Origin of the sequence: Streptomyces sclerotialus (genome assembly GCF_040907265.1) — a bacterium.
GTDB lineage: Bacteria > Actinomycetota > Actinomycetes > Streptomycetales > Streptomycetaceae > Streptomyces > Streptomyces sclerotialus.
This window is the reverse complement of record NZ_JBFOHP010000002.1, coordinates 2,681,779-2,698,226: the sequence shown is the minus strand read 5'-3', so window position 1 is coordinate 2,698,226 and position 16,448 is coordinate 2,681,779. Positions and strand designations below refer to the sequence as shown.

The window sequence follows — 16,448 nt, the reverse complement described above, 5'->3', positions numbered from 1 at the left end:
AACAGGCACAGCGGGGGAGCAGGAGGAGCGGCGGGAAGAGGGCGGGGGAGCAGGGTGCGCCGCCAGGGCCGCGGCCGGCGGCGGGGCGGCCGGCTCCTGCCACCGGTGGTGTGCCTACAGCCAGCCGTTGCGCCGCGCCGCCCGTACCGCCTCCATGCGGTTGCGCGTGCCCGTCTTGCCGATCGCCGCCGAGAGGTAGTTGCGCACGGTCGCCTGCGAGAGGTGCAGCCTGCCCGCGATGTCGGCCACCGTCGCGCCGTCCACGGCGGCGGTCAGCACCTCCTGTTCACGCGGCGTCAGCGGATTCGGCCCGGCGCTCAGCGCGGCCGCCGCCAGCCCGGGGTCGATCACCCGCTCCCCGGCCAGTACCCGCCGGATCGCCGCGGCCAGCTCCTCCACCGGCCCGTCCTTCACGAGGAAGCCGCAGGCCCCGGCCTCCATCGCGCGGCGCAGATACCCCGGCCGCCCGAACGTGGTCACGATCAGCACCTTGCAGTCCGGCAGCGCCTCCCGCAGGTCCGCCGCCGCGTCCAGGCCGCTGCGCCCGGGCAGTTCGATGTCCAGCAGCGCGATGTCCGGGGAGGTCTCCAGTGCGGTGCCGACGATCCGGTCGCCCGCCGCCACCTGCGCCACCACCTCCATGTCCGCCTCCAGATTCAGCAGCAGCGCCAGCGCGCCGCGCATCATCCCCTGGTCCTCGGCCAGCAGGACCCTGATCACCTGGACATCTCCTCCGCTCCCGGCAGTACGCCCGCGTCGTCGGGCAGCTCGGCCACCAGCCGGAAGCCGCGCCGCCCGTCGGGCCCCGCGTCCAGCGTGCCGCCGGCCGCCGCCAGCCGCTCGGCGAGTCCGGTCAGGCCCGTGCCGCCGCCCTCGCCAGGCGCCTCGGAGCTTACGGGACCCCGGCCGTCGTCGGTGATCGTCAGCCGGGCCCGGTCGCTGTCGACGCGTACCTCGATCTCGCAGCGGGAGGCGCCGCTGTGCCGTACGGCGTTGGTCACGCCCTCCCGTACGACCCAGCCCAGCAACGCGCCCGCCTGCGGCGACAGCGGCGGACCCGCCTGGCGCACGACCGGCTCGATGCCACCCGCCTGGAGCGCCGAGCGGGCCCGGTCCAGCTCGGTGGCCAGGCTGCCCTGGCGGTAGCCGGTGACCGCCTCGCGGATCTCGGTGAGCGCCTGCCGGCCCACCGCCTCGATGTCAGCGGCCTGGGCCAGCGCCGCTTCCACGTCCCGTGGGGCCAGGCGGCGCACCGCCTCCGCCTTCACCACGACCACCGAGAGGGTGTGCCCCAGCAGGTCGTGCAGGTCGCGCGAGAAGCGCAGCCGCTCCTTCTCGACCGCGGTACGGGCCAGCTCCCCCTGCGTGGCGTGCAGTCGGCGGTTGGCCTCGAAGAGACCGAGGATGGCCGCGGTGACCATGCCGGAGACGAACGTGCCGTAGCCGATGGTGGCCGAGTCCCACGGCTCGCCGCTGCCCCGCCCGGCGAGGGCCCCCGCCGACGCGCTGGCCACGAACAGGAAGAGGAACAGCGGCCTGCCGCGCAGCAGCGTCCCGCCCGCCAGCGACATCAGCGGGAAGAACAGCATCCAGGACCCGCCGTAGCCGATGGCGAGCGCGTACGTCACCGCCGCCAGCGCGCCCAGCAGCCAGTACGGCACCTGGGACGCACGGGCGCGGGAGTGGAAAGCGGCCCGCACCACCGCGATGTAGAGCGAGTTAAAGGCGAGCAGGCCCGCGCCGGCCAGCCAGGGGTTGCCGGCCCGGCCGTGGAGGGTGTTGGACAGCGCGCCCAGGCCCATGACCAGCCAGGGCATGAACGTGGCGGAGGTCGGCCCCTTCCGCTGCGGCGAGCCGACCGGCGTCGTCGGCCCCCACGTCCCCCAGAACGGCGTCCCGCAGTCCTTCTTGGCCATCCCGTCCTCAACTCCCGGGGCGCTGACTTCCCGTAGCCCGCCTCGCCGCACCTCAGACCGTCCGGGCCGCGCGCCGGTACGCGTACACCGCGTAGGCGCCGAAGACCGCCAGCCACGCCACCAGCACCAGGACCGTACCCGCCGACGGGCCGTGCCCCGCGGTGACGCTCCAGCCGAGCTCCGCGAAGCGGTTCGACGGCGTCCAGCGCGATATTTTCTCCAGCCAGCCGGGGAACGCGCCCGTCGGGAACCACAGTCCGCCGATGATCGCCAGCACCATCATGCAGCCGGCGTTCACCAGCCCCGCGGCCTGCGTCGTGAGGCGGTAGCCGTTGCCCAGGCCCAGCAGCGTGAACGGGGCGGTGCCCAGCCACAGCAGCACCACCAGCCCGGCCCACTGCACGGGTGACAGCCGCACGCCGTTGACCAGCGCCCCCAGCAGCAGTACCGCGACGATGGCCGGCAGCACGGTCACCGAGCTGCTCAGGCCGCGGCCCACCACCACCCGCGCCGGGGACAGCGGCGTGACCCGCAACTGCCGCAGCCAGCCGAGCTTCTTGTCCTCCGCGACGCCGTTGCCGGTGCCCAGGGCCGCGCCCAGCGCGCCGTACGAGGCCATGCCGACCATGGCGGTCACCTTCCAGGCGTCGGCGTCCTTCCCCGATCCTCCGCCGATGTTGGTGAGCAGGAGGTACATCAGCACGGGCATCCCGATGCCCAGGATCACGAAGCCTTTGTCGCGCAGCGTCCTGCGGATCTCCAGACGGATGTAGTCGAACATCACCGGGCTCCTTCGCCGACCGTCGCGGCGCCTTCCAGGGCACCGGTACCGCTGACCGCCGGGCCGTCGTCCATGGCGTCCTTGCGGGATGAAGTGAGGGAGAGGAACGCGTCCTCCAAGCTGGCCGGGGACACCTGGAGGCCCCGTATCAAGCCCAGCCGGGCCAGCGCGACCACCGTCGCGTCGGAGTCGCCGGTCCGCAGCAGCGCCCGGTCGGCCCGTATCTCCAAGGACGTGACGCCCGGCAGCTCGGTCAGCCCGTCGGTGGGCGTGCCGGCCAAGTCGAAGGAGACCAGCGCGCCGCCCACGGTGCGCTTGATCGCTTCGCCGCTGCCGTCGGCCACCACCCGGCCGCGGTCCACCACGACGATCCGGTCGGCGTTCTCATCGGCCTCGGTCAGGTAATGCGTGGAGAACACCACGGTGTTGCCGCGCCGCGCGTACGCCCGCATCGCCCGCCAGAAGTCCCGGCGGCCCTCGACGTCCAGCGCGGCGGTCGGCTCGTCCAGCACCACCAGGTCCGGATCGCCCGCCAGTGCCACCGCGAAGCGCACCCGCTGCGCCTGGCCCCCGGAGAGCCGGTCCACCCGCTGCCCCGCCAGCTCCTCCAGGCCGGCCAGCACCAGCGCCTCGGACACCTGCATCGGCTTCGGGTAGGTGGCCGCCACGAAGGCGATCAGCTCCCGCACCGTCACCCGCGGTATCGGCTGCCCGTCCTGCAGCATGGCGCCGATCCGGCCCTGGCGTACCGCCCGCTCGGGCGAGCCGCCGAACAGCCGGATCCCGCCGGACGTGGGCGGCAGCAGCCCGAGCAGCATGCTGATCGTGGTCGACTTGCCGGCGCCGTTGCGGCCCAGCAGCGCCACGGTCTCGCCGCGGCGGACCGTGAGCTCCAGCCCGTCGACGGCCCGCACTTCGCCGTAGGTCTTCACGACGCCCGAGAACACCACCGCGGCGTCCCGCGTGCTCCCCGTTGTTCCCGTTGTTCCCGTTGTTCCGGGTGTCCCCGTTTTCCCCGTTGCCCTCGTCATGCCCATGAATCTACGGACAACGGCGGTGATCTCGGTAGAAGAGAATGTCGCCGACCGGGCGGGACAAATGTCACGGGTGCGGCGGCCGAGGGCGCGAAGTCCCGTACCTGACGGCCTGTCAGGGGGTTCCGGGCTGGGCCCTGATGGGCTATACATGGCCCATCGGTAGAACGCGTTCTAGTGCGCCGGGCGGCGGCGCGGGATGCCGCGCTCCCGCCCCGGCCAGGCGCGCCACCGACCGCTGACGACCCCGGCCGGCCGACGGTGCGGACGCCCGGCCGGGGTCTTACCGCCCGCCGTACCCGCCCTCCGCACGCCACCCCGTACGCCCTCCGCACCACGGTGAAGGAGCCCCGCCCCATGCCCATCGACGCCGACAAGGCCGTTGCCGCCGAGCCGCGTACCTCCGACATCGCCTGGGACCACAAGGACGTCCAGCTCTACCACCTCGGCGTCGGCGCGGGCGCCGCCACGGAGGAGCGGCCCGGCGCCGCCACCGACCCGGACGAGCTGCGCTACACCCTGGAGAGCCGGCTGCACGTCCTGCCCAGCTTCGCGACCGTCGCGGGCGGCGGCATGGCCGTGGTCGGCGGGCTCTCGTTCCCCGGCATCGACGTGGACCTCGCGGCCGTCCTGCACGGCGCCCAGAAGATCACCTTGCACCGGCCGATCCCGCTCCGGGGCGCCGCCCGCCAGACCTCGACCGTCCCCGCCGTCTACGACAAGGGCAAGGCTGCGGTCATCGTGCTGCGTTCGGAAACGGCGGACGAGGACGGGCCGCTGTGGACCAGCGACACCCAGATCTTCGTCCGGGGCGAGGGCGGCTGGGGCGGCGAACGCGGCCCCTCCGACCGCCTCGGCCTGCCCGCACGCGCGCCGGACCGGACGGTGACCCGGCTGATCCGGCCCGACCAGGCGCTGCTGTACCGGCTCTCCGGTGACTGGAACCCGCTCCACGCCGACCCGGAGTTCGCCGCGCTCGCAGGCTTCGACAAGCCGATCCTGCACGGCCTCTGCTCGTACGGCGTGACGCTGAAGGCGGTGGTCGACACCGTGCTGGACGGGGACGTCGGCCGGGTCCGCAGCTACGCCACACGGTTCGCCGGCGTGGTCCACCCCGGCGAGCCGCTGCGCATCCGTATGTGGCGTGACGCTCCCGGGCCCGGGAGCGTCCAGGTGTCCGTCACCGCGCCCGACAGGGAGGACGCGCCGGTACTGGCCGACACCGTGGTCGAGCAGGCCTGAGCGGTCGGGCACGCCTGACCCGCTCGCCGCGCCCCGCCCCCCGGCGAGTCACCCGGGCGAGCCGCAGGAGGGCCGTACGAGCCGCAGGAGCGCTGGAAGGGCCATACGAGCCGCAGGAGCCCCCGCACCACCGCACCTTCCGTACCGTCCGTACCCGCGCTGCGCTTCGGCTCCGGGGAGCCGGGCGAGGGCGGACTCGGCCCGCTGGCGCCCGAGCACGTCGCACCGCTGGTCGGCTATCTCGCCGGACCCGCGGCCGGCCACGTCAACGGGCAGGTCTTCGTGGTGCACGGCGGTATGGCGGCGCTCCTCGAATGGCCGAAGGTGGCCGCACAGTTCGACGCCGCCAAGGACGTCTTCACGTACGAGGAGCTGGACGCGGCCCTGTCGCCGTCCTTCGGTACTTCGCGGACCGCGCTCCGGAGGAGGCGTTCGCCGCGCCGGAGGTCCTGAGCCTGAAGAAACGCTGAGCGGCCGGTCCGGCACGCACGACGGCCGTGGCCGCCACGGGAGACCTCTTCCGTGGCGGCCACGGCCGTCTCGGTGCTGCCTGCTGTCGCTCAGGCGTTCCGGGAATTCGTGGGCCGGCGGTGCCGCCCGGCGCCGGACGCCGCCGCGTCCTCGCTCGCCGCCGGGCCGCGGTGCTTGCCGGAGCCTGCGGCCGTGGCGGCCTGGGCGGAGGCCTCGTGCGGGCGCGCCTCGGTCGTGTCGGTTCGGGCTTCGGACATGGAAAGTGTCACTCCGTCAGATCGCTTACAGGTGTACGCGTCGGGACCGCCGCGGCATCACCGTCGGTGGCCGGGTCAACCGGCTGCGTAGCCCCCTTCCGAATTCTAACGGGGCGTACTTTCTCGCTCTACCGGGCCTCCCGGGCCGCCAGCGGCGCCTGCTGCAGCGGTACTGGCCTGCACGGTTGGGGATGCTCCGGGCCCCTGTACGGTTCCCCCGCCGCGGGGTCCGATTGTGCGGATGTTGTGCAGCCGTCCGGATGTCTGACGGTGGTTCTGAGGATTCCGGAAGCAGGCGGCACGGCGGACGAGGTGTCCCAGGAGACCCGTCTCAGTCGTTGCGAATGCGATCCGGGCCCCCGCGCCCCGGCCGGCACGGGGAGGGCGGACGACGTGGACGACGGGGCTGCGGGAGGGACCGCAGGCGTCGGCGGTGGGGAGCTGGTCCCCGCCTCCCACGACACGCTCACCCGTGCCACGCCGCACGGGGCGGCCGGTGTCGCGTACGGCAGGCGCAGCTCGCCGTCCGGCGTCCAGTGGCCCGTGCCGGCCAGCCAGCCCGCGGGCGCGGCCGGCTGCCGCAGCTTCCGCGCCGCGGGCCGCCACGTGGCGAGCCAGGTCCCCGCCGCCGAGTCCATCCGGAACGCCACCGCGCAGCTCTCCGGGGCGAGCAGCTGCCCCGGCTGGACGGCGAAGGGGGTGAGCGCGGCGTCCGCGGCGTGCAGCGCCTCGGGGAACCGCACCGGCAGCGTGCTGCCCAGTACGCCCCAGCCCATCCGGTCGTATCCGGGCGCGTCCGACCGCAGCAGTACCAGCCCGCTGTCGGGGTCGGCCAGCAGCAGCCGGTCGTTGCTCCGCTCGGTGATCTCCAGCAGCGGGCTGACCTCGCCGCCCCGGCCGAGGTCGATCACGACGGTCTTGACCGGCCCGTCCAGCTCGCGGTCCAGGGCCAGCAGGCGGCCCTCCCGGTCCAGCCAGGCGCCGCCGGTACAGCGGCCCGGCACCAGGGCGACCCGCTGCGGTCCGTCGCCGCCGTGCAGCAGCCAGACCGCGGTGGCCCGGCGCGGGCCGTCACCGCCCACGGGGGACAGGGCGTACGCCCGCGCGCCGCACGGGGCGGGCGGCAGCAGCGTCAGCTCCCCGGACTCCACGCTGCCCAGTGGCAGTTCGCCGGTGCCCGGCCCGGTGGGGTAGAGGAGGCCGACCGTGCTGTGCCCTTCCGCGCGGCGCAGGATCAGCACCCGGCCGTCACCGAGCGGCAGCAGCGCGCTGTCCGGCCGCTCGGGCCGGCGGCAGGGGAGCCGCACCGCGTACGGCTCGCAGCCGTCCAGCGTCCAGCGCTCGGGGAACCAGCCGCCGCCCGGCGCGGGGACGAGCCGTGCGGCGTACGAACCGTCGGCGGCGATCGTCAGGGGAGCGGGGCGGTGGGGCAGCCCGGTGAGTCCTCGCGGTCCGGAGACGCGAGGGGGACCCGCAGGGGTGTGCTCCGTGGCGTCCTCGGTGTTCCCGTCGGTCCTGACACGCTCAGTTGCACAGGCTGTCATTGAGTGGTCACCTCCAGTCACGATCGAAGCTAGTTTTCGCACTTCCTGCCGATCAACGGCTGATGGGTCACTTCACGCGTATGAGTGGCGGTTGTCCGATTCGCCTGCGGGTGGTGCGGCGGATGTGCCGGCGCGGCCGGTCCTGCCGGACCCGCGCGACGCCCCGCCAGGGCGCATCCGGCACCGTGCGGCCACCACGGCTGGGCGTTCGGCCACGGGTGGGAGGTAACCTTCCACCCGTGCCCGCACTGTCTGAAGTCCTCTCCGCCCTCGACGCCCTGTGGCCCGCCGAGCGGGCAGAGGCGTGGGACGCCGTCGGTACCGTCTGCGGCGATCCCGAAGCCCCCGTACAGCGGGTGCTCTTCGCCGTCGATCCGGTGCAGGAGATCGCCGACGAAGCCGTGCAGCTCGGCGCCGACCTGGTCGTCACCCACCACCCGCTGTACCTGCGGGGGACGACGACGGTCGCGGCGTCCACCTTCAAGGGCAAGGTCGTGCACACGCTGATCAAGAACGACATCGCCCTGCACGTCGCGCACACCAATGCCGACACCGCCGACCCCGGCGTCTCCGACGCCCTCGCCGGTGCCCTGGACCTGCGCGTGCTGCGCCCCCTCGTACCGGACGCGAGCGACCCCGCCGGCCGCCGCGGCCTCGGCCGGGTCTGCGAACTCGCCCACCCGATGCCGCTCGCCGACTTCGCCCGGTACGCCGCCGAGCGGCTGCCGGCCACCGCGCAGGGCATCCGCTTCGCCGGCGACCCGCAGCGCACCGTCCGTACGGTCGCGGTCTCCGGCGGCTCCGGCGACAGCCTCTTCGACGACGTACGCGCGGCGGGCGTGGACGCCTTCCTCACCGCCGACCTGCGGCACCACCCGGCCTCCGAGGCCACCCAGAAGAGCCCGCTCGGGCTGCTGGACGCCGCGCACTGGGCCACCGAGTGGCCGTGGTGCGAGCAGGCCGCAGCGCAGCTCGACGAGATCTCCGACCGGCACGGCTGGGACCTGCGCACGCACGTCTCCCGTACGGTCACCGACCCCTGGACCGCCCACGCGGCCTCCTCCCCGACCCCCGATTCACCAGGAGCCCCCAACTGAACGCCGCGCCCGCAGACCAGATCCGCCTCCTGGACGTCCAGTCCCTGGACCTCCGCCTCACCCAGCTCGCGCACAAGCGCAAGAACCTCCCCGAGCTGGCCGAGCTCCAGACCCTGGAGGGCGACCTCACCCAGCAGCGCGACCTCCTCGTCGCCGCGCAGACCGAGGAGAGCGACACCGCCCGCGAGCAGACCAAGGCCGAGCAGGACGTGGACCAGGTGCGCCAGCGCGCCGCCCGCGACCAGCAGCGCCTGGACTCCGGCGCGATCACCTCGCCCAAGGACCTGGAGAACCTCCAGCGCGAGATCGCCTCGCTCGCCAAGCGCCAGAGCGACCTGGAAGAGGTCGTCCTGGAGGTCATGGAACGCCGCGAGTCCGCGCAGGAGCGCGTCACCGAGCTGACCGAGCGCGTGCAGGCCATCCAGGCCAAGGTCGCCGACGCCGTCGCCCGCCGGGACGCCGTCTTCGCCGAGATCGACGACGAGGCCGCCACCGTCACCAAGGAGCGCGAACTCACCGTCGCCGACATCCCCGCCGACCTGCTGAAGCTGTACGACCGGCTGCGGGAGAAGCAGGGCGGCGTCGGCGCTGCCCGCCTCTACCAGCGCCGCTGCGAGGGCTGCCGCCTGGAGCTGGACATCACCGAACTGAACGACGTGCGGGCCGCCGCCGCCGACAAGGTCGTGCGCTGCGAGAACTGCAGCCGCATCCTGGTCCGCACGCCCGACTCGGGCCTGTAAGCCGCGATGCCGCGGACGTTCATCGTCGAGGCGGACGGCGGTTCCCGGGGCAATCCCGGGCCCGCCGGGTACGGCGCCGTCGTCATCGACCCCGGGACCGGCGAGACGCTGGCCGAGGCCGCCGAGTACCTCGGTACGGCCACGAACAACGTCGCCGAGTACAAGGGGCTGGTGGCCGGGCTGCGTGCCGCGTACGCCCTCGACCCCGAGGCGGAGATCAGAGTCCGGATGGACTCCAAGCTCGTCGTCGAGCAGATGTCCGGGCGCTGGAAGATCAAGCACCCGGACATGCAGCCGCTCGCGGCCGCCGCCAGGGCGGTCTTCCCGCCGGACCGGGTCACGTACGAGTGGATTCCCCGCGCGCAGAACAAGCACGCCGACCGGCTCGCCAACGAAGCGATGGACGCGGGCGCGGCAGGCCGCCAGTGGGAGCCGGGCACGTCGAAGGCGGCGCTCGCCACGGGCCCTCGTGAGCCGGCGGGCGCGACGGCCGACCCGCAGGGCGCTACGACCGGTCCGCAGGGCGTGACGGCCGGTCCGCAGGGCGCGACAGTCGGCCCCCTGGGTGCGGCGGCCGAGCCGCAGGCTGCCGGCCCGGACGCCGCCGTCACCGCCGCCCCGTCGTCCGGCTGGGCCGCCCCTGCCGACCTGGGCACCCCGACCACCTTCGTGCTGCTGCGGCACGGCGAGACCGCGCTGACCCCGGAGAAGCGGTTCTCCGGCAGCGGCGGCTCGGACCCCGAACTCTCCGCCGCCGGCCGCCTCCAGGCCCGCGAGGCGGCCGCCGCGCTCGCCGTACGCGGCACGGTCCAGGCGGTCGTCAGCTCGCCGCTGCGACGCTGCCGGGAGACCGCGGAGACGATCGCCGACCGGCTCGGCCTGGACGTGCGCGTCGAGGACGGACTGCGCGAGACGGATTTCGGCGCGTGGGAAGGCCTGACCTTCTCCGAGGTGCGCGAGCGCCACCCGGCCGACCTGAACGCCTGGCTCGCCTCCGACAAGGCCGAACCGACCGGCGGCGGCGAGTCGTTCGCGGCCGTGGCCCGCCGGGTCGAGCTCACCCGCGACAAGCTCAGGGCCCGGTACGCCGGGAAGACGGTCCTGCTGGTCACCCACGTGACGCCGGTCAAGACCCTGGTCCGGCTGGCGCTGGGCGCCCCGCCGGAGGCGCTGTTCCGTATGGAACTCTCCGCGGCGTCGCTGTCGGCGATCGCGTACTACGCGGACGGCAACGCGTCACTGCGACTGTTGAACGACACTTCTCACCTGCGGTGAGCCCGGCCGACGCGGCTACGGGGGCGGGGCTGTGCCCCGGCTGCCGACCGCCGCGCCGTCGTGACCGGTCGCGCAGTTTCCCGCGCCCCTGAAGGGCGCAGCGGTGCCGCGCCTCTGAAGGGCGCAGCGGTGCCGCGCTCCTCAGGGGCGCAGCGCAGCCGCCTCGGCCGCCAGCCGCGCGACCCGGTCCCAGTCCTTGGTGCGTACCGCGTCCGCCGGGAGCATCCACGTGCCGCCCACGCAGGCGACGTTCGGCAGGGCGAGGTACTCCGGCGCGTTGGCCGCCTTGATGCCGCCCGTCGGGCAGAACCGGGCCTGGGGGAGCGGCGAGGCCAGCGACTTCAGGTACGCCGTGCCGCCCGCGGCCTCCGCCGGGAAGAACTTCATCTCCGTGACGCCCTCCTCCAGCAGCGTCACGACCTCGGACGTGGTGGAGACGCCGGGCAGGAACGGCACCCCGGAGTCCTTCATCGCGCCGACCAGCCGCGGCGACCAGCCCGGGCTCACCAGGAAGCGGGCGCCCGCCGCGACGGTCTCCGCGACCTGCGCGGGCGTGATCACCGTGCCCGCGCCGACCACCGCGTCCGGAACCTCGGCCGCGATCGCCCGGATGGAGTCCAGCGCCGCCGGGGTGCGCAGCGTCACCTCGATCGCGGGCAGGCCGCCCGCGACGAGCGCACGGGCGAGCGGTACGGCGTCGGCGGCGTCCTCCAGGACGACGACGGGGACGACGGGGGCCAGGCCGAGGACGGAGCCTTCGGAAGCGGGGGAGGCGGAAGCAGAGGCAGCACTAGTCACGGGTTCATAGTGCGCCCCGGGCACATTCTTCGCAACGGGCGTTGCGCATGCTGCAATGCGGCGATGCTGTGAGGCGGTGACGCCTCCCGGGCGTGCGGGCTCCGGTCAGAGCTCGGTGACGATCACGTCCAGCGCCCACGGCTTGCCGGCCTTCACCGGGGCCTGCGCCTCGACCGTGTAGTCCAGCCCACGCAGCGCCTCCACCAGCTCCGCCGGGCTTGCCGGATCGAGTCCGGCGGAGAGCAGGTCGCGGACCATCCGGCCCTTGGTCGCCTTGTTGAAGTGGCTGACCACGGAGCGCTTCTCGACCCCGTTCACGATCTTCGACTGGAGCACCCGTACCGTCGCCGTCCGCTCGGCGACCTCGCCCTTCGGCTTCCACGCCGACGCGTACGCCGACGACCGCAGGTCCAGCACCAGCTCGTCCCCGGCCGCGGCAGGCATGACCTCCGCCATCGGGCCCCGCCAGTACGCGCCCAGTGCGCCCAGGCCCGGCAGCTTCACGCCCATCGAGCAGCGGTACGAGGGGATGCGGTCGGCGATGCCCACCGCGCCCCACAGCCCGGAGAAGACCAGCAGCGACCGCTCCGCCAGCTGCCGCGCCTTCTTGTCCAGCGTGGCCAGCCCCAGGGCGTCGTACAGCACACCGGTGTAGATCTCGCCCGCCGGGCGGGTGCCGGCGGTGCGCAGTGCGGCGTTCTTCGCGACCTCGCCCTTCAGGCCCTCGCTCAGGCCCAGTACCTCCTGCGCCTTGCCGGCGTCCGCCGCACACAGCTCGACCAGCTCGGTCAGCACGGCCTCACGGGCGGGCGCGAGGCCCGGCAGCGACAGCGCGGCCACGTCCAGCGGGGCCGCGCCGTCCTGCCCGTCGGCCTTGCCCTCGGACGGCGGCAGCAGCGTGAGCACGGTCGTTCTCCTTACGGCGGTACGGGCACGGGGCGGGCCGCCGGGTGGGCGGCCCCCGAGAACCCTATGCCGTCGCCGCGAGGGCGCCTGACGGCCCCAGGAGGTGCCGCTTGACGGCCCTCAGGAGGGATTTGTCCTAGTCTCGTGCCATGCCCCGTCGTCCGATGCGTGTGACCGACGAATCCCCCGAGGACACCGCCCCGCTGTGCGGAGCGCTGCGGGAGCTGCGGGCACGCGCGGAGATCCCGGCGGACTTCCCGGCCGAGGCCATGGCGGAGGCGGCCGACGCCGCGCGTGCCCCACGGCTGCCGGCCGAGGACGCGACCGGCCTCCCGCTGTTCACCATCGACCCGCCCGGCGCCACCGACCTCGACCAGGCGATGTACCTCGCGCGGCGGGAACCGGGCGGCTTCCGCGTGCACTACGCCATCGCCGACGTCGCCGCGTTCGTCACCCCCGGGGGCGCGCTGGACGCCGAGGCGCACCGCCGCGTGCAGACCCTGTACTTCCCCGACGGGCGGGTCCCCCTGCACCCGCCCGTCCTCGGCGAGGGCGCCGCCGGCCTGCTGCCCGACCAGGACCGGCCCGCCGTCCTCTGGCGGCTCGACCTGGACGAGTACGGCGCGCTCGTCACCACGGACGTGCGGCGGGCCGTCGTCCGTTCCCGCGCCCGGCTCGACCACGAGGGCGTGCAGCGTGCCATCGAGTCCGGCACCGCGGCGGAACCGCTCTCCCTCCTCCGCGACATCGGCCAGCTGCGCGAGGAGCGCGAACGGGACCGCGGCGGCATCTCGCTGAACGTGCCCGAGCAGGAGATCGTGGGGCGCGACGGCCGTTACCGCCTCAGCTACCGGGCCCCGTTGCCCGCCGACGGCTGGAACGCACAGATCTCGCTGCTCACCGGCATGGCCGCGGCCGGGCTCATGCTCGAATCCGGCACCGGGATCCTGCGCACCCTGCCCCACGCGCCCGACGGCGCGGTCGGCCGGCTGCGCCGTACCGCCCACGCGCTGGGCATCGACTGGCCGCACCACACCTCGTACGCGACGCTGATCCGCGGCCTCGACCCGGACCGCGCCACCCACGCCGCGTTCCTCCAGGAGTGCACCTCCCTGCTGCGCGGCGCGGACTACACGGTCTTCGACGGCACGGCGCCCGCGCCCGGCGACGCGGTGCACTCCGCGGTCGCCGCACCGTACGCGCACGCCACGGCGCCGCTGCGCCGCCTCGTCGACCGGTACGTCGCCGAGCTGTGCCTGGCAGCGGCGGCGGGGGAGCCGGCACCGGACCGGGTACGGGCGGCGCTGCCCGCACTGCCGGGGGAGATGGCGGAGGGCGGCCGGCGCGCCCACCGTGTCGAGCGGGAGTGCGTGGACCTGGTCGAGGCGGCGGTCCTGCACGACCGGGTCGGTGAGCTCTTCGACGGCTACGTCGTCGACGTCCACGAGGACCGGCCCCGCCAGGGCACCGTCCACCTCTGTGCCCCGGCGGTCGTCGGCCGCGTGGACGCCGCTCCCGACGCCCCGCCGCTGCCCCTCGGCCACCCCCTCCGGGTCCGGCTCACCGCCGCGGACCCGGGCCGCGCACCGGTCCGCTTCGTACCGGCCTGAGCGCGGGCCTGACCGCCCGGCGCGTCAGGAGGCGGCCGGCTCCGGCTCGGCGGCGCCCGCCTCCCGCGCCGCCTCGGCCGCCGCCCGCAGGGCCGTCACCGCCGCCCGTGAGTCGTCCGCGTGGAAGCGGACCGTACGCACCTCCTCGGGCGCCCCCAGGAACCGCCGTACGACCGTGACCGGCGCCGACAGCTCCAGTGTCACCGAGGTCTGCCCGGCGACGGCCGCCTCCAGGACGCCGGCGGGCGGCTTGTCCTTCGGGAAGCGGAGGTCGCGCCGCACGGTGCTGATCAGCTCCACGGGGACGGTGGCGTCGAGCCGGGCGCCGTTCCGTATGCGCAGCCCCTCGGGGCCCAGCAGATGCGGCCGGGTCACCGCGGCGGTGTGCATCCCGACCGCCATCAGCACCGTGTAGACGTCCAGCACCAGCACGATCCAGTGGAGCGTGGGGTGGTCCGCGAGCAGGAAGGAGACGCCGACGGTCTCGACGAGGCACACGAAGGCGAAGCCGAGCACCAACGGGGCCTGCGCCCGTGCGTACCCGAAGGCACGTACCTCGCGCGCTCCCGGGCCCGCGCCGTCCTGCCGCCGCACCACCCACATCCCCAGGCTGGCCAGCCACCGCCCCTCGTGCGCGAGCAGCAGACGCAGCGCCCGCCCCCGGTTCATCCCGCACGCTCCACGAAGAGACGGATCGCCTGCCGGAAGGCCGCGGCCTGAGCGGGTGCGAAGGACGCGTAGAAGGCGTCGAGCAGGGCCCGCGCCCCCGTCCGGTCCCCGGGCCTGGCGTCCTCCGCGGCCAGCGCCTGGTGCGCGCCGGCGGCCAGCTCGGCGCTGACCTCGTCCGGCAGGCACTCGTACAGCTGTCGTGCGGCCCGCGCCACCCTCGGGTCGTCCACCTCGGCCTCCGCCAGTTCGTCCAGCAGCGCGTACACCTCGTACGCGCGGTCCATCGCCCCGGGGTCGTCGAACGCCGCGCCGAGCAGCTGTGACACCTGCTCCGTCGCCGCGCCCATCCCCTCGAACAGCGTCATCAGCTCCCGCTCTTTGGCGGCCATCGCGGGCTCCGGGCCCGGACGCGCGGCAGACGCGTGCGCCATCTTCTTGAAGACGTCCGCCAGCTCCTCGGACACCGGGCCCTCGGCGGGCAGACCGCCGTGCTCCTCGGCCCGGCGCAGCAGCGTGCCCAGCCGCTGCCGCCGCTCGCGGAGGTCCGCCTCCTGCCGGGCCAGATCCGCGTCCAGCTCGGTCAGTACCTCCTGGAGGTCGCGTCGGGCGTCCTCGGCCAGTACGTCCCGCACCTCGTCCAGGCCGAGCCCCAGCTCGGTGAGGCGCCGCACCCGCGTCAGCAGTACGGCGTCCCGCAGCGCGTACTCCCGGTAGCCGTTGGCCCGGCGCTCCGGCTCGGGCAGCAGCCCCAGGTGGTGGTAGTGGCGTACGGTCCGGGTGCTGACCCCGGCCAGCGCCGCCAGCTCGCCGATCCTCATGCCGGCCGTCCGGTGTACGAGTTCTCCGTCTCCATGGCGAACAGTAGAAACGTTGACGCTGCGACAAGGTCAAGGACGCGGCGGTGGCGGTGGCAGCGGCAGTGGCCGGGGACGGCCCGCCGTGGCGTGCGGGTACGATGGTCGGCACGGCGGACGAGCCGGCCGGGCGGTCGCGTGGGGGTCTTCGGACCTCCCCGAGGAACGTCCGGGCTCCACAGGGCAGGGTGGTGGGTAACGCCCACCCGGGGTGACCCGCGGGACAGTGCCACAGAAAGCAGACCGCCGGGGCCGCGAGGCTCCGGTAAGGGTGAAACGGTGGTGTAAGAGACCACCAGCCTCCGAGGTGACTCGGAGGGCTAGGTAAACCCCACCTGGAGCAAGGTCAAGAGGGGCCGTCGCACGACGGCCCTGCGCGGATGATCGAGGGCTGCCCGCCCGAGTCCGCGGGTGGACCGCACGAGGCTGCCGGCAACGGCAGCCCTAGATGGATGGCCGCCTCCCCGAGGCCCGCGAGGGCCCCGGGAGACAGAACCCGGCGTACAGGCCGACTCGTCCGCCGCCATCCCCTTTCCTGCACCGGCACGTCGGCCGGGCGGCCGTGCGCCGTGCGGCACGTCGGCCTGCTCCACATGCCTCCCGGGCGCCGTTTCCTTCGTTGCCGGTGAGTCGTCGAGTTCTCCGCACGGCGCAATTCGCCACGGCCGTGACCGGGACCACAGGGCAAGAATCACGAAAACTCATCAATCCGGACAGCGATCGGATCTCCGGCTGCCTCTCTTGTGAATATTCTGTGGCCGCGCCGTAAGGGAGGCATGGAAAGAGGGAAAAGGCGTGTGAATTCTCGGGGCGGCGGTCCGGCCACCCAATACACCCCTTACCCCGTGCCGCTGAAAGCTAAAAGGGGTGAGGGTGGTGCCGGCCTATCCAGGCCGATACCACCCTCACCCCCGGTGCTGCGCGCGGGCAGCTTCAACCGTGGCAGTCGCCGGCTTACTTGCCGAGCTCCGCGTCGAGGTTCTCGAAGGAGTCCGCCGCCTTCTCCAGGTACTGGGCGAGACCGTCGAGGCCCTCGTTGGTCTTCGACATGCCCTGCTTGAACTCGTCGAAGTCCTGGCCGAACTTCTTCGACGCCTGCCGGGTGACGAAGCCCTTCTCGAGCAGGCCGTCGATGTAGGTCTTCAGGTCGTGGAGCTTCTCCTCGATGCGCTCCTTCTCGCGGTTCATCTTCTTCGCGGCGGCCCGCATGTCCTCATATGTGACATCGAGGTCTTTAGCCATGATGCTCCCCTT

General features: G+C 73.9%; 16 protein-coding genes, 1 other RNA gene and 1 pseudogene. 7 read left to right on the top strand and 11 right to left on the bottom strand.

Annotated elements, in window-relative coordinates; translation table 11 throughout:
* Positions 1 to 114: 114 nt before the first annotated feature.
* From AAC944_RS11970 to AAC944_RS11955, 4 genes are all read right to left on the bottom strand, one after another.
* Positions 115 to 720 (bottom strand): response regulator, encoded by a 606-nt coding sequence (locus tag AAC944_RS11970; RefSeq protein WP_030618004.1) that lies wholly within the window; start codon positions 718 to 720, stop codon positions 115 to 117.
* The gene (locus AAC944_RS11965; RefSeq protein ID WP_078888719.1) at positions 717 to 1,817 is read right to left on the bottom strand and encodes a sensor histidine kinase; all 1,101 of its coding nucleotides are present in this window, start codon (positions 1,815 to 1,817) and stop codon (positions 717 to 719) included. The genes AAC944_RS11970 and AAC944_RS11965 overlap by 4 nt, the downstream gene beginning before the upstream one ends.
* A gap of 151 nt (positions 1,818 to 1,968) precedes the next feature.
* Positions 1,969 to 2,697 carry an ABC transporter permease gene (locus AAC944_RS11960; protein WP_030617998.1) on the bottom strand — a complete coding sequence of 243 codons (729 nt, stop codon included), beginning with the start codon at positions 2,695 to 2,697 and terminating at the stop codon, positions 1,969 to 1,971.
* Positions 2,697 to 3,647, bottom strand: a complete 951-nt coding sequence (locus tag AAC944_RS11955) for an ABC transporter ATP-binding protein (RefSeq protein ID WP_037772610.1) — start codon at positions 3,645 to 3,647, stop codon at positions 2,697 to 2,699. The genes AAC944_RS11960 and AAC944_RS11955 overlap by 1 nt, the downstream gene beginning before the upstream one ends.
* 441 nt (positions 3,648 to 4,088) lie before the next feature.
* On the opposite strand from AAC944_RS11955, the gene AAC944_RS11950 reads away from it, so the two are divergent.
* Together AAC944_RS11950 and AAC944_RS11945 are read left to right on the top strand one after the other, a co-directional pair.
* Positions 4,089 to 4,973, top strand: coding sequence for a MaoC/PaaZ C-terminal domain-containing protein (locus AAC944_RS11950; RefSeq protein WP_030617992.1), 885 nt, complete (start codon positions 4,089 to 4,091; stop codon positions 4,971 to 4,973).
* 168 nt (positions 4,974 to 5,141) lie between these two features.
* Positions 5,142 to 5,443, top strand: a pseudogene (locus AAC944_RS11945) (short chain dehydrogenase); the annotation flags it as partial.
* A 90-nt stretch (positions 5,444 to 5,533) separates the two neighbouring features.
* On the opposite strand, the gene AAC944_RS11940 reads toward AAC944_RS11945, so the two are convergent.
* Complete coding sequence (locus AAC944_RS11940; protein ID WP_196943096.1) at positions 5,534 to 5,701, bottom strand: hypothetical protein; 168 nt, start codon at positions 5,699 to 5,701, stop codon at positions 5,534 to 5,536.
* Positions 5,702 to 5,829: 128 nt separating this feature from the next.
* Positions 5,830 to 7,245 (bottom strand): hypothetical protein, encoded by a 1,416-nt coding sequence (locus AAC944_RS11935; RefSeq protein ID WP_368397153.1) that lies wholly within the window; start codon positions 7,243 to 7,245, stop codon positions 5,830 to 5,832.
* 239 nt (positions 7,246 to 7,484) lie between these two features.
* On the opposite strand from AAC944_RS11935, the gene AAC944_RS11930 reads away from it, so the two are divergent.
* Genes AAC944_RS11930 through AAC944_RS11920 form a run of 3 tightly spaced genes read left to right on the top strand, consistent with a single transcriptional unit; the run spans position 7,485 to position 10,357 of the window.
* On the top strand, positions 7,485 to 8,342 hold the full coding sequence (locus AAC944_RS11930; protein ID WP_030617985.1) for a Nif3-like dinuclear metal center hexameric protein: 858 nt from the start codon (positions 7,485 to 7,487) through the stop codon (positions 8,340 to 8,342).
* On the top strand, positions 8,339 to 9,082 hold the full coding sequence (locus AAC944_RS11925; protein ID WP_196943124.1) for a zinc ribbon domain-containing protein: 744 nt from the start codon (positions 8,339 to 8,341) through the stop codon (positions 9,080 to 9,082). Before AAC944_RS11930 ends, AAC944_RS11925 begins: the two co-directional genes overlap by 4 nt.
* Positions 9,083 to 9,088: 6 nt before the next feature.
* Positions 9,089 to 10,357, top strand: coding sequence for a bifunctional RNase H/acid phosphatase (locus tag AAC944_RS11920; protein ID WP_030617980.1), 1,269 nt, complete (start codon positions 9,089 to 9,091; stop codon positions 10,355 to 10,357).
* 141 nt (positions 10,358 to 10,498) lie between these two features.
* On the opposite strand, the gene eda is transcribed toward AAC944_RS11920, so the two are convergent.
* Positions 10,499 to 11,155, bottom strand: coding sequence for a bifunctional 4-hydroxy-2-oxoglutarate aldolase/2-dehydro-3-deoxy-phosphogluconate aldolase (gene eda, locus AAC944_RS11915; protein ID WP_030617976.1), 657 nt, complete (start codon positions 11,153 to 11,155; stop codon positions 10,499 to 10,501).
* A 105-nt stretch (positions 11,156 to 11,260) separates the two neighbouring features.
* A complete protein-coding gene (yaaA, locus tag AAC944_RS11910) occupies positions 11,261 to 12,061 on the bottom strand; it encodes a peroxide stress protein YaaA (protein ID WP_030617973.1) in 801 nt (266 codons plus the stop codon).
* A 149-nt stretch (positions 12,062 to 12,210) separates the two neighbouring features.
* Between yaaA and AAC944_RS11905 the strand changes: the two genes are divergently transcribed.
* Positions 12,211 to 13,671: an RNB domain-containing ribonuclease gene (locus AAC944_RS11905; RefSeq protein ID WP_078888693.1), complete on the top strand. Its 1,461-nt coding sequence runs from the start codon at positions 12,211 to 12,213 to the stop codon at positions 13,669 to 13,671.
* A 24-nt stretch (positions 13,672 to 13,695) separates the two neighbouring features.
* Here AAC944_RS11905 and AAC944_RS11900 read toward each other — a convergent pair whose 3' ends face one another.
* Both AAC944_RS11900 and AAC944_RS11895 read right to left on the bottom strand, forming a co-directional pair.
* The gene (locus AAC944_RS11900; RefSeq protein ID WP_037772608.1) at positions 13,696 to 14,340 is read right to left on the bottom strand and encodes a hypothetical protein; all 645 of its coding nucleotides are present in this window, start codon (positions 14,338 to 14,340) and stop codon (positions 13,696 to 13,698) included.
* On the bottom strand, positions 14,337 to 15,158 hold the full coding sequence (locus AAC944_RS11895; RefSeq protein ID WP_030617968.1) for a MerR family transcriptional regulator: 822 nt from the start codon (positions 15,156 to 15,158) through the stop codon (positions 14,337 to 14,339). The genes AAC944_RS11900 and AAC944_RS11895 overlap by 4 nt, the downstream gene beginning before the upstream one ends.
* 154 nt (positions 15,159 to 15,312) lie before the next feature.
* Here AAC944_RS11895 and rnpB point away from each other — a divergent pair.
* Positions 15,313 to 15,714, top strand: an RNA gene (rnpB, locus tag AAC944_RS11890) — RNase P RNA component class A.
* A gap of 434 nt (positions 15,715 to 16,148) precedes the next feature.
* On the opposite strand, the gene AAC944_RS11885 is transcribed toward rnpB, so the two are convergent.
* On the bottom strand, positions 16,149 to 16,436 hold the full coding sequence (locus AAC944_RS11885; RefSeq protein ID WP_030617964.1) for a WXG100 family type VII secretion target: 288 nt from the start codon (positions 16,434 to 16,436) through the stop codon (positions 16,149 to 16,151).
* Between the last annotated feature and the right edge of the window lie 12 nt (positions 16,437 to 16,448).